At 43.2% G+C, this 12,928-nt stretch carries 13 protein-coding genes; 8 read left to right on the plus strand and 5 right to left on the minus strand.

Annotated features, from left to right (window positions below):
- Positions 1-35: 35 nt before the first annotated feature.
- A complete protein-coding gene (locus AB4405_RS06730; RefSeq protein WP_102469587.1) occupies positions 36-1,223 on the minus strand; it encodes an MFS transporter in 1,188 nt (395 codons plus the stop codon).
- Between the two features lie 141 nt (positions 1,224-1,364).
- Here AB4405_RS06730 and AB4405_RS06735 point away from each other — a divergent pair, with 141 nt between their 5' ends.
- From AB4405_RS06735 to AB4405_RS06760, 6 genes are all read left to right on the plus strand, one after another.
- Complete coding sequence (locus AB4405_RS06735) at positions 1,365-2,360, plus strand: endonuclease/exonuclease/phosphatase family protein (RefSeq protein WP_372060167.1); 996 nt, start codon at positions 1,365-1,367, stop codon at positions 2,358-2,360.
- Between the two features lie 120 nt (positions 2,361-2,480).
- Positions 2,481-2,978 carry a GNAT family N-acetyltransferase gene (locus AB4405_RS06740; RefSeq protein WP_372060168.1) on the plus strand — a complete coding sequence of 166 codons (498 nt, stop codon included), beginning with the start codon at positions 2,481-2,483 and terminating at the stop codon, positions 2,976-2,978.
- 543 nt (positions 2,979-3,521) lie between these two features.
- Positions 3,522-3,992 (plus strand): hypothetical protein, encoded by a 471-nt coding sequence (locus tag AB4405_RS06745; RefSeq protein ID WP_372060169.1) that lies wholly within the window; start codon positions 3,522-3,524, stop codon positions 3,990-3,992.
- A 132-nt stretch (positions 3,993-4,124) separates the two neighbouring features.
- On the plus strand, positions 4,125-4,787 hold the full coding sequence (locus AB4405_RS06750; RefSeq protein ID WP_372060170.1) for a hypothetical protein: 663 nt from the start codon (positions 4,125-4,127) through the stop codon (positions 4,785-4,787).
- A gap of 908 nt (positions 4,788-5,695) precedes the next feature.
- Positions 5,696-6,385, plus strand: a complete 690-nt coding sequence (locus AB4405_RS06755) for a carbonic anhydrase (RefSeq protein WP_372060202.1) — start codon at positions 5,696-5,698, stop codon at positions 6,383-6,385.
- Positions 6,386-6,874: 489 nt separating this feature from the next.
- A complete protein-coding gene (locus tag AB4405_RS06760) occupies positions 6,875-7,120 on the plus strand; it encodes a hypothetical protein (protein WP_102470445.1) in 246 nt (81 codons plus the stop codon).
- A gap of 119 nt (positions 7,121-7,239) precedes the next feature.
- Here the strand turns inward: AB4405_RS06760 and AB4405_RS06765 are convergent, their stop codons facing one another.
- Positions 7,240-8,094, minus strand: coding sequence for an SMP-30/gluconolactonase/LRE family protein (locus tag AB4405_RS06765; protein ID WP_372060171.1), 855 nt, complete (start codon positions 8,092-8,094; stop codon positions 7,240-7,242).
- A gap of 190 nt (positions 8,095-8,284) precedes the next feature.
- Positions 8,285-9,928, minus strand: coding sequence for a mechanosensitive ion channel family protein (locus AB4405_RS06770; RefSeq protein WP_372060172.1), 1,644 nt, complete (start codon positions 9,926-9,928; stop codon positions 8,285-8,287).
- 239 nt (positions 9,929-10,167) lie between these two features.
- On the opposite strand from AB4405_RS06770, the gene AB4405_RS06775 reads away from it, so the two are divergent.
- Positions 10,168-10,722, plus strand: a complete 555-nt coding sequence (locus AB4405_RS06775; RefSeq protein WP_102470442.1) for an NUDIX hydrolase — start codon at positions 10,168-10,170, stop codon at positions 10,720-10,722.
- 185 nt (positions 10,723-10,907) lie between these two features.
- Positions 10,908-11,246 (plus strand): hypothetical protein, encoded by a 339-nt coding sequence (locus AB4405_RS06780; RefSeq protein ID WP_102470441.1) that lies wholly within the window; start codon positions 10,908-10,910, stop codon positions 11,244-11,246.
- A gap of 167 nt (positions 11,247-11,413) precedes the next feature.
- Here the strand turns inward: AB4405_RS06780 and sigZ are convergent, their stop codons facing one another.
- Both sigZ and rarD read right to left on the minus strand, forming a co-directional pair.
- The gene (sigZ, locus tag AB4405_RS06785; RefSeq protein WP_372060173.1) at positions 11,414-11,953 is read right to left on the minus strand and encodes an RNA polymerase sigma factor SigZ; all 540 of its coding nucleotides are present in this window, start codon (positions 11,951-11,953) and stop codon (positions 11,414-11,416) included.
- Between the two features lie 23 nt (positions 11,954-11,976).
- The gene (rarD, locus tag AB4405_RS06790) at positions 11,977-12,906 is read right to left on the minus strand and encodes an EamA family transporter RarD (protein ID WP_372060174.1); all 930 of its coding nucleotides are present in this window, start codon (positions 12,904-12,906) and stop codon (positions 11,977-11,979) included.
- Between the last annotated feature and the right edge of the window lie 22 nt (positions 12,907-12,928).

Raw genomic sequence — 12,928 nt, forward strand, 5'->3', positions numbered from 1 at the left:
TGCCATTGACATATTCATTTTTCAAACCGAGTATCTTAGCTCCATTTCAACATTCGTACTTCATTTCCCTCTGTCGGGTTTCGTGGAATATTCAAGGACAACACGAGCGATACCAACGCCATCGCGGCGCCAATATAGAAAACGCTGGATGGAGAAACCAACCAAATCACACCAAACGTGACGGGGATAACCACCGCTGCAATATGATTGATAGTAAATGACACGCCAGCCGTCGAAGCCATATCAGCAGGGTCAGCAATTTTTTGGAAATACGTTTTGATTGCCAGCGCCAACGCAAAAAATAGATGGTCGACAACATACAATGCCGCGGCCCATTCTGCGGTTTGTACCAAGCCATAACCCACAAAGACAAAGATCAAGCCAACGTATTCGAACATGAGAGCCTTACGCTCCCCAACAATGCCAATAAATCGACCGATTTTTTTAGCAAACAAGAAGTTAAACAGATAGTTAATAAGAAATAGTAACGTGATGTCGGCGACACTATAACCAAACTTTTCAACCATCAAAAAGCCCGCGAATACCGTAAAAATCTGGCGTCGTGCGCCACTCATAAAGGTCAATGCGTAATAAAGCCAATATCGTTTACGCAACACCAATTTTTTGTTTTGCTGGGTTTCGGTTTTAAATTGTGGAAATGCAAAGGCGATGACAAGGACCAACACAAAGCCTATACCACCAGAAATTCCGTACACCCAAATATAATCAAGTTTAAATATCTCCAGCATGACCCACAATGAAGCATAAGTCAGGAGTGACGCGAGCGCACCTATCGAGATAAGCTTACCCAGCATTTCAGGCGCTTCTTCTTTGCTTAACCATTGCAGCGATAACGACTGTTTTAACGTTTCAAAATAATGAAATCCCGTCGACATAATGAATGTGGTAATGAGCAATCCTGCCACCGACGGAAACAAGCCAGTAATCGCCGTGCCTAATGTCAGCATAAGCAAAGACAACACCATAAACTTCTGTTCACGGATAAACAGCAACACAAAGACGACAGTAAACGCGAGAAAGCCTGGGATTTCTCGCACGCTTTGCAACAGCCCGATATCCGCACCATCAAAATTGGCTTTTTCTATCACAAAGTTGTTAAGTAACGCCATCCAGCTAGAGAATGCGATAGGAACAATAATAGAAATGATAATGAGAAAGTTTTGAGGCGTTCGCCAATCATTTTCTTTATGGCTAGATAACATGATTTTTTCCCTGAAGTGCTGATACTATTGGTCTGAGGTGTTAACTATCTAGGGTGCTATAGGATTAAGGTGCTATAGATCTAAGATACTATTATTTTGAATTGGCTCGTTTTGTTATGGTGACTTTTGTTACGAGCCTGTGTGGAGTCTAATACGTTGCAAAATATAAATACAATAAAACTCGCGACTTTTAACCTGTGCAATTTCGCGGAGCCGCCCTTTGCGTATTATGAAATGGATAATATTTACACAACGCAACATTGGGCTCAAAAAACAAACTGGCTGAAAAAAACGCTCAGCTTGCTCAATGCCGACATCATCGCATTTCAGGAAGTGTTTTCAACCGACGCTTTGCGAGCGCTAGTGAATGAACTTGGCTATCAGTATTTTTACTTCAATCAGGATAGCTACCTTGAGGCGGGTTATATCTACTCTGAACCTTCCGTTGCTTTTGCTTCTCGCTTACCATTAACACCACAACCCAACCCATGTTTCGCCGAAGGTTGGCCTGGAGAGTTCAGCCGCCCTCCATTGCATGTCACGCTTAGTATCAACGAAAAACAAAAAATTGATCTGTATAACGTGCACTTAAAATCCCAACGACCAGCATCATCTATCCTAGATCCGATGCTTGAATCACCAGTGGAACAATGGCTCAATGAACTGCATGCCTCAACCGCATCAACCCAATTACGACAAATGGAAGTGCTTAGCCTCCACAACACGATTGTCACACACAAACAAGCCACCAAGAATCCCGCGATACTACTTGGGGATTTTAACAACAACCTTGATGCAGCCGAATTCCATCCCCTTCACTCACAAAGTTTAAGACGCCAGCCGCAATCGGCCAATGCCATATTGCCTTATACGCTGCTAGACAGCTGGACGTTATTTCAACAGCGACAAACCCACCCCGATAACGTGTCGCCTGTTACCCACTATTATGGCTCTCAAGGCAATAGACTCGACCACATCTTATTGTCTCCTGAGTTTGACATCAGCTATACACATGCGCAGTTTGAGCTTCTCGACTATCACGTAGAGAACAAGCACATTATTGACCCACGATTTGGTGTAGACGACATCAGTTCTGATCATGCCGTTGTCTCCGTCACCATCAAATTGCGGAACTAAACACGAATGCCAACCCTGACACAACAATAATCCCCCCGTATATTCAGCAAGGTAACACTTGCATCATCGCTTTAATTCAATTAGTTATAGAGGCATAACTTCTAGATTTAGGACGCCAGCATGAACATACTTATCCGGCCATCAGAACAAGCAGATGCAGAAGGCTTGACTCAGTTGTACTCTCAACCGAAAGCACAACGCGAGACCCTTCAGCTGCCCTTCCCGTCTATCTCATTGTGGGAAGAGCGCCTGGCAAACATACCGGTTGGAACGTATAGTTTTGTTGCGGAATTAGATGGAAAAATTGTCGGTAATATTGGTCTTCAACACTCTCAGCGACCTCGCACTGCACACTGCGCCAGTTTTGGCATTGGAGTCCATGACGATTTTCACGGCATGGGCATCGGCAGCCGCTTGCTCGAAACCGTGTTAGAGCTCACCGATAACTGGCTAAATGTTCAGCGTGTCCAAATCGAAGTGAATGCCGATAACAAGGCTGCCATCGCCCTCTATACCAAATATGGATTTGAAATCGAGGGCGAAGCACTCTGCTCGGTGCTTCGCGATGGTGAGTTCATTTCGACCTATTACATGGCACGGCTAAAGGACCAGCTTTGACCGTTAATGTACAGCTGCCAGGGGGACAATATAGCTTGATCGGAAATGTGCCTTTTCAACCCGTCCCTATTATGCAGCCATCCTCGTGCCAACGAGGATCGCCCAAAGCGTGTGACTCTCTTAAATAGAAGTGAATAACAGCAGAATAGGCTCACAACGCGCTGATGAAGATCCCCTTTTTCAAGGGGATGACGGTTAGTTTTTGTTTGTGGGAGCAGTAGCATGCCAGACGTCATTGTGCGCTAGCGAAGACTGAGCTTATTCGATTCTGGACAAACGCCACCCTTAATCAACAACCAGAACATCCAACAATTCGTCATTCCGTTGAAGAAAGGAATCTACCGACAACGCTTACTGAACAACAACATTATCATATGTTGGCTAGCTTAGTTTTGCCCCTTTTCGTGTTTCGTCAGACAAACACATCAGTCAAACCGAGAAATATTTGACTTACTTTTTCTCATGCCTGTATTGTTTCAATTTACGGTATGGGGCCGACGATCTCGGAGACGTATAGATAGCGTTATGCTTATCAGGAGTTCTATGTACCAGTTAGAAGTAAAGTATTATTTAGTAAAACATTACTTTCCGCCTAGTGACGGGTGGGAAGTTTTAGTTGATGTTGATGCTATGGAAAGGGCAAAAGGTCCTCAGCACCCAGCAGAGAAGAAAGCTCGTGTTGAAAAAGCAGAAGAGCAACTTTTGGCTCTTGGAGCTGACATTGGCGCTCACCCTAAATATGGTCGTATAGATGTGTGTGCAATTCATCCAACAAAAGGGACTTATCTAGTAGAGGTAGAGGGGCATTCATCGAAGCAAAAAGAGCAAGCTATGTACTCGGCACTAGGGCAAACGTTGCTGCAAATGAAAGAGCCTAACTCAGTTAAGTATTGTATTGCAGTGCCTGATGAGGACAAATGGCAGGTTCAAATTGAAAAAATATCTAACTACATAAAATCGTTATTAAATCTATCATGCCTATTAGTTTCAGTTTCTAGGGTTCGTGAACTATGAGCATAATAGGAAACTCAAGCAGGTTGGCATTTTTGGATCGAATCAGCTTTAGTGTTTACGACACAATAGCTTAGGCAGGTGGCAGTGTTGCTCATGCTTAATCGAACGTTATACCTATAGATGGAGTCAAGTGTGGAAACTATATTCAGAATTATTTCTGAGAAACCTGAGTTTTATGCTTGGGTGTTCGGTATTGTGAACTTTCTATGGGTGTTCTTTTTATACATAAATAAAAAGAGACATGATAAAGAGTTAGTTCAACTTAAGCAGTCATTGGACTTAGATCTTGAAAGACGCAAAAAAGTTTTCGAGATGAAGTCAAATCAGTATGAGAACTATTTCAATAATATCGACGAAATTCATAATCGACATAGAAACGATTACCATGAAATCGTATTACCACTAATCAATGAATTTAACGCCTCCTACTTGAGAGCAAATGCTATGGATGATCAAGTAGCTGCGGCGGCTGCGACATCAAAGTTTTCTGAGGATATAGGAAAATTAACAAGAGATGGCTTTGATGAGGTTCAGGTCATGCGTTCTCAGACCAACTCACTGAGGTTAACAGCCAGTGACAGTGTTGCTTCAACTCTCGATGAATTACAAGAGTTGTACGATAAATTGTTTGAACACTCAGAAAAGATGATTCGGGATATAGCCAGTATCACATTATGTGGCGATCAAGAATTAGCCCGTTCTAATCAGGATAAATTAAATGAGCTTGGTGATATAACAAAGAAAAAGTCACTAATGTTAAGAGATCAAATGCGAAGAGAATTGAGCACAATATAGGTTTAATGAGTGTTCAAGTTTAAGATTTCAGGGTACTTTTCTAATTTAAACGAAGTGCTTCAGACCAATACACTTAAAACGTGTGGCTAAAGGTGTGCTCACGAGGCATATAACACGAAATTGCCCCGTTCCGAGTTTCACACAACTCCAAAAACTACTGTCATCCCCTTGAAAAAGGGGATCTCATTCAGCGCGTCATGAAACTGATTTAGGTGGCTTAGTCTTTTATTTTCAGTCACCTACACGCTGTAGGAGATCCTCACTTTCGTGAGGATGACGGCTATATGGGGTATGTTAGAAATGAAGGGATGTAGAACATTTCTGTCCAAAAACGTGCCAGTTCGGTTTTCATCAGCGCAGAATAAATTCCGGCATATGACTACCTTCACAAATAAAAACTAACCGTCATCCCCTTGAAAAAGGGGATCTTCATCAGCGCGTTGTGAACCTATTCTGGTGTCATTCATTTCGACCTAAGTAAGTCACACGCTGATGAAGATCCTCGTCTGCACGTGGATGACGGCCTAAGGTACTTGCGGGTAAGTAACGCTGGCTTCTGGAGACAATGCGACCGCTAGAGACGGTATGCTTGCCTCTTATGCCATCATTGTCTAAACGTATTATTCATGCCGTGATTAACAGCCTCCTAGCAACACACTGCACCTTATCTTCGCTTCAATTTTTGGATAAGCTTCACAACACAATACTCACCTTGTGGCATATTTGTATAATTCACATACCCTCTCGCCAGTAGAAAGCAAAACCATCGTATAAATTTATTAGTATCTAGATTTTCAATTAGTTGCTATACCGTTAAAAGAACACAATCAACATAGATTGAACTCAATAATAAGTAAGGACAGGTGATGAAAAATAATACAACGAGAGCACTAATCGGCTTAGGTGCCATGGTCATCGCACATGCATCATTCGCCTCCGATTGGGGGTATCACGGAGATCATGGGGTTGAGTCATGGGGAGCGCTCAGCGCAACATGTTCGGAAGGGAAAAATCAAAGCCCAATCGACATCAATGACACCGTCTTGGTCGATGCGCAATTACCAAATCTCTCGATCAAGTATTCAGGGCATGTGTCTGAGGTCATCAACAATGGCCACACCATCCAAGCTAACGTGACAGGTGACAACACGCTACAAATAGATGGTGACACGTTTACTCTTAAACAATTTCACTTCCATACCCCGTCCGAAAACACATTGAATGGTAAAACCTCTCCGTTGGAAGCACACTTTGTTCATGCTAATAGTCACGACGAATTAGCCGTCATCAGTGTTTTTTATCAAGCTGGCCTCAGAGAGGAAAGCGCGTTGCAACACGTATTATCAGACCTTCCTAGTAACGGTGAAGCGGTTCAACCAGATACACAAATTTCACTGAATTCACTGTTGCCGCGCCTTCGTTCGTACTACCGGTTTAGTGGTTCTCTAACAACACCTCCCTGCAGCGAAGGTGTTCGATGGTTTGTTCTAAAAGATAAACAAACCGTCGGTCAGCAAGAACTTGAGGTTTTGCAAGGTGCGATGGGCAATAACGCTCGACCAACCCAACCTGCTCATGCGCGCAAAGTACTTCAATAACGCGATACCACGTTCTTCAACAAAACGATGCCACGCTATTCACTAAATTTACACATGGCTCATCAACCCCGATGATGAGCCATGTTACAGAGAATAACGAGGCTCTACCGCGACTTTGCAACCAGCACGTGGTTACTGATGAAGACTCTATCGCCGATAAAGGCTTGCAATTCAATGCGTTCTGCCCGTGATATAAACTCATCCGCTAACCCTTATTAATTTCTAAATTCTCACTAAAAGCCATCACAATACCCTTACTTTATTTGAGGTGTATTCCAAAAACGTTATTTGTATGATATTTGTTCAAGGCGTTTTGAAGCAATTCAAAGTTTACCGTACGAATAACGTGTAATCTATTCGTTAACAAGAATGAAATTATGTTACGACATTGATAATCAAGCCATGATCGACCTTATAGAGTATTTATCAGTACGACTGGCTTTAACGTTAAGGAAGACAAGAATGACACGCGAAGGGAAAGGGTGAGCCATGAGGCAATGCGAGATTAATGTGTACGATATGCGAGATGAGCGGCAAGCGATAGTACTGAATATTCGCTTTTCTGATACGACTAAAGCAGACTTTTTGTGGAGTAATATGCCTACCTCAAACAGCCATCATTACATCTCCCATTTGGTGGTATCTGGGAACGTAGTCGCAAAGAAATACATTACTGAGGACGATTTAAGTGAAATGAATCGCACAACCCATTGTCAAACCGCGATGACGTCCTAAGTAGCAATGCTAATTGCGTCCCTACTTAGGACTTTATCTTCATGGCGTTAATGCACGACATGACTTATGTATTGTACGAATTAGGTATTGTACGACTTATGTAAAAGGCGAGTAATGCACTATACGAGTACAGTCACTAGGCTTTCTTTTACCCCTTCAACAACGTCTTTCGCTATCAGAAGCTTACCTTTTTCATTGTCGCTGGCTGCCGACGTCACCATTAAGTCTTTCATCGTTTCACCACCAAAACCTACCATTGTTGGGTTCTCTGATGGCACGCTAACGACCTGTTTAACCTCACCCTCTGGTGAAATTTGAACGACCGATTGACCCGCGTACATAGCGACCCAGTAATTACCATTAACATCGACACTCGCGCCATCAGGACGGCCTTCATAACCGTCAAGATCACAATGCAATACTTGCTCACCGTATTCGCCTGCTTCCGGGTTGTAACTGTGTTTGTAAACCTTGCTGGAACCCGTATCAGCCCAATATAACCACTGACCATCCGGCGAGAACGCAAGACCATTACAGGTCCATGCAAACATCGGTAACGCTTCAATGGTGCCATCTAAATTTAGCTGATGAAATTGACCTTGATCGCCGACTTTGGCTCCGTTACGCGTACCCGCAACAAAGCGACCACCGGGTGCACCGCGACCATCGTTGTATCGCATACGTGGGAATTCAGACACTAATGGCGCTAACGATTTTTTTTCACTGCCCCAAGCTTCAACGAGGTACATCCCTGACTTTAAGGCAACAGTGAAGCCTTGCTCTCCATGCAATGCAAAACAACCTATCGGTTCTTCGAACTCTAGCTTTTCATTTTGACCATCTTTGTTTCGCCATAACTCACCATCGCAGATATTCACCCACATCCAAGAGTGAGTACGCCAGTCCCAACGAGGGCACTCGGCAAGATCAAAATCTAGGTCTACAAATTTTTCGAATTGAATACTTGGTTGCACGCCAGTGTCCTTTGTTTTGATGTTTATTTAAAGATTCAACAAATGTTGTACGAATCATTTTTATCTGCTCTTTTTAACAAAAAGTCTCGAACTGAGCTAGCGTCATTTGAACTATTCGATAAAAACTCTTCAATTCCATCGCATGGCACCCAATAATATCTCGTTTAAATTAATGCTACAGAGAATCACATTACGTCACGCTATCGTTTATTCGTTTAAACGGCGTCATCGCATGCGCTAGGTTATCAGGATGGAGGTAGGTGGTATTCGATGGTAACGCAAACTTGGCACCATGCTCGAGAATAACGGTGTTGATATCCATTAACAGCTTCTGTTGAATATTGAGGAATGTTTCCCGATCAGATGTATCAATATGCGCGAAGACTTCGATATCCATACTGTAGTCGCTAAACGCTGAAAAATGAACACGTAAAGGTGTGCTCAGCACGGAGTCATTTCCCGCCAAACACTCTTTTATTCCTCTCGTGATCTGCACCATATCTTCCATTGGTGTCTCATATCGTAAGCCTAGTGTCACTAAAAATGGATACCTATCGCGGCGGCTAAAGTTGATGATCTCCATTTTAGCCAAGTCCCCATTTGCCATGGTAATTTGAGTGCGATCCTTCGCTCTGATACGTGTCGATCGCACCCCAATCTGCTCAACAACCCCAGAAACCTTGCCTACCGCGCAAAAATCGCCAACAGACAAGGAGCGGTCCATAAATAAAATGACGCCCCCAATCAAATTTTCCATGGTGGGGCGAATCGCCAGTGCAATCGCCATCCCTCCAAGGCTCAAGCCTGTCACAATGCCATAAACAGGGACACCTAAACGATGTAATCCAAACCCCAACACCGCCACTGCACACAAACTACCAATTATTGTTCCAGAGATTTGCGCCAAGCTTCTTCGTAACCCATTATGACTTTTATCCCGTCCAATCAACCATTGGCATATCGAGGCACCAAGCATGTAAGCAACTTGTGCAACTAACGGCCAAAGTAGTAATTCACCCGTGATATTGAGCAAACTCATCACACTACCAGTAAGATTTAGCTGGTCATCAGCAAGCCAGATATAAGTAAATAATCCCGCTGCCATCAATACAGGTTTGACGATCGCCCGTCTCAGTCGCCGGTACACAAGAAACGCGTATCCGGCGAGCAATATCGTCAACACAGTAATGGCTAACCACTGCCATAGCGCTTGATCACCAAATTCAGACATGAATACCTTAGGTAACCCCTCAATATGATGAAACCATGCTGGCGGTATCAACCGACCCGCGCTAAGTGAATAATACTCATAATAATCTAGTGCCGTTACATCGTTAGCTGGAAGGTGCTTCACAAGTGAATAATAATCAAACAAACGATCAACCGTCACTTTGGAAAATAAAAACTGTCCCGTCTCTGAACGAACAATCTCAATACTTGAGTTAGGAATACGCCAGCTAGTCAAGTTGTGGTCGTCTGGTATCGCGTCGACGTCAAACGGAGGAAGACGATCTAATACCTCTTTGAGTAACATTACTGATTCAATACCAATTCTTTGATGATAAGAAGCTGGAATATCCGACAAATCAAAGGTTTGAGTGGCTTTATTAAACAATCCATAAACTCGCTGCTTTTCTTCAGTCGTGACCCCTGACTCATCCGCAAGTGCATGACTCAACGCAGAATTAGCCTGAGCGACAATGGTTGTAAAACTCTCGTATGTCGCCCGAGGGGAATGAGTGTCAGGTGGCGATAGTGGAAATGAATCTAACGCCTTCGCTTGAAGAGTGGAAAGCGCAATAATAAATAGAAACAACCATCGGCATTGCTTCATCTGAGAACCCTTCGTTATCTATATTTCAGTCAAACTAGTAGAAATTCCTCATATTTCTGTTTATTTTCCTCCTTCAACACTCACTGCTAGTGAAACTGAGTAGGGGTTTGCGACCCCGTCAGCTTCACACATCAAATGCACAGCACCTAGCTAGAATGCGATCGCTTTCTAGCTTTAGCTTTCTAACGTTAGGCGTTATATAGTGACGCCAGACCTTTATTACTTGCGAGCATTATTTTATGTCTATCAAAACATTGAACTCAACCATTGTTTATCAAAACTCGTGGATGACGGTAAGAGAAGATCAAATCGAACGAGAAAGTGGCGCCACCGGCATTTATGGGGTCGTTGATAAACCTGACTGCGCTGTCATTATTGCCATCGACGGCGCTCGAATCCACTTGGTCCAGCAATACCGCTATTCCGTAGGTTGTCGTTACTGGGAACTGCCGCAAGGTGCTTGGGAGTCCAACCCTGAAGCCGACCCATTAGAACTGGCAAAAGGAGAGCTGCAAGAAGAAACGGGATTGATCGCTGGTAATATGACTTATGTGGGTCAACAGCTTATTGCTTATGGTTTTCTCAATCAAACCTGTCATATCTACCTTGCCACTGAGCTTAGCCAATCCGCTCGTAACCTTGATGTCGAAGAAGAAGACTTAATCACCAAATCCTTTTCCATTGAGGAATTTGAAACAATGATCATCGAGGGTGAGATTCAGGATATTGTGACAACAGGGGCTTGGGGATTAGCAAAACTGAAGGGCTTAATACACCACGTTACAAATAAGTAGATCAAAGCCATCCACAAGACCAAAGACTCATGAATCAATCATGCAATAAAATGAATTTTTATTCAGTTAATGTGATATAAATCGAATTGTTGTTCTTTTTTTTACCCGTTGCCCAATAATGAACGACACTTATCCTCAACACCGCTCACCGCTAAACAGGTGACTTTATTAAGGATATTCCGAACATGGATCAGTTAACGCTTCAAGAACACCTTATCGATACTCTAAAACTATTAGAAAAATATCGACATCGCATCTGTCGAACCGAAGATGCTTACGACTTAGAGGTCAGCGTGCGAAAGCTCACTGACCAGCTAATGAGTTTACAACAGTTGAAGACCCCTAAAGGCTCAAACTCAGACTTAACAAGCGCTCTTGATCGATTAAATAAAATCAAAGGTCATGCCAATGAATCATTAGACTTGGGGTTTGAACTAGAGGGTGCGACACGACTGGTTCATCACTCTAACCTAGCCTATTTAGCTCTAACCAAGGTCACACTAGGTGAAATCAGCCTTCGTTAACCATTTATTTTGTAATAACAAACTATCGTGGACTAACTCTCTAGTAAGGAATAACGATCTATTGCGGTCTAATAATCCAGTCTATTAAGGCTTAAATTTACAATGTAAAACCTTTACGCTCTGTGCTTTTGATAAATAAATATTTATTTATCAAAAGCCATTTTTACTTAGCAACCGTCGCAATCCTTTTTTCTTGGGTGATAATCCATCAAGTTACCATTCGTGTCGAATGACAACTGACAGCACTGTTCTAAGACATTGCGCAGGTCAACGCGTCCTCTTTGAATACGGGATTTTAGTGTCGAGTAACTGATCCCCATCTCTTTTGCCATCTCTTTTTGAGATTTCCCTTCCAAGTCAACCGATGTCAATAAGGCTGCGGAAGTACCCGGCAAGGAGCGGATCAATGGTTCCATGCATTGCGCCAACTGCTCTTTTGCACTTTCTTCATCTTGATCAAACCATAGCGTCTCCCCTTCCAAGATTGCGCTTCGACCATTGCGTCGATACAAATCAATCACAGAGCGATTTGCTATCTGAAATAGCCATGCTTTAATGCTTTCGGGGTTTTCGAGCTTATCAAGATTTTGGTGCGTCTTTATTAATACCTCTTGCAGTACATCATCAACATCATCAGGGTCTGATAACTTACTCAGCAAGAATCGCTGTAAACCGTCCTGATACTCGGCCCATATCTTTTCAATCATGGTTATCACTCAACTAGAATTAGTTAGTTTATTCCTAAACCTTGAGAGCGCGCTCTACGCACACCATCGATCGCCAAAATAACCAACGCTGTCATCACTAATAAGTAGGTAGGTAAATCGGCCGTGGCCACTCGCTCGCCCAACATCAGCCCGACTAAAAACACGAGCGCGGGCTCTACGTAACCTAATAATCCGAAGACAGACATAGACAATGATTGCGAGGCATACAAAAACAACAGCATGGGTACAGAGCCGGTTATTGCTAAACCAATGTAATAACCTATTATCGATAAGTCTAGCTCACGAAGCGCTTCGAAAGGCTGCAAGTAAAACATAGCACTGATAGCAAAAGGCAACAAAAAGACATTATCAAGCGTGAATCCTACGTCACTTTGGATATTCAGTGTGCGTCTATGAACAAAGTAGACTGGGTACCCCAATGCGATCAATAAAACAATCCAAGACAATCCATCAGCCATTGCATATGCATACGCGACACCCGCTGTTGCCACTAGGCATGCGAGCGTTTGCAGGGGGGACAATTGGTCGCCATAAACAAATCGCCCCACTAGGACCAAAACTAAAGGTAGAGAAAAATACCCAAGAGCAACCGAGAGTGTCTCTCCATTCAGTGGCGCCCAAACAAAAATCCAATATTGAGGCCCCACCAGCAGCGCTGACAGTAGATAACGATGCCATCGATGAGCCTGTTTAAATGCTTGCCAAAACAATCGAATCCTACCACTCATCATTAAGACAAGTATCATCAGAAGAGCACTCCAGATGACTCGTTGAATCGCAATCCAATGCCCCTCGCCACCGGTTATCGTCCAATTATCCAATTGAGGTTGAAACTGAACGTAAACAGGCATCAAAGCAAATAAGCAGGAAGCAAAAACAGAAGCAACAACGCCTTTTGTCGATTCAGACAGGCTTAAAAAACGGGTTATCATCGCAGTACTTACTATAAGATGT

This window comes from Vibrio sp. 10N.261.51.F12 (assembly GCF_041471725.1).
In the GTDB taxonomy this organism is placed as follows: Bacteria; Pseudomonadota; Gammaproteobacteria; order Enterobacterales; family Vibrionaceae; genus Vibrio.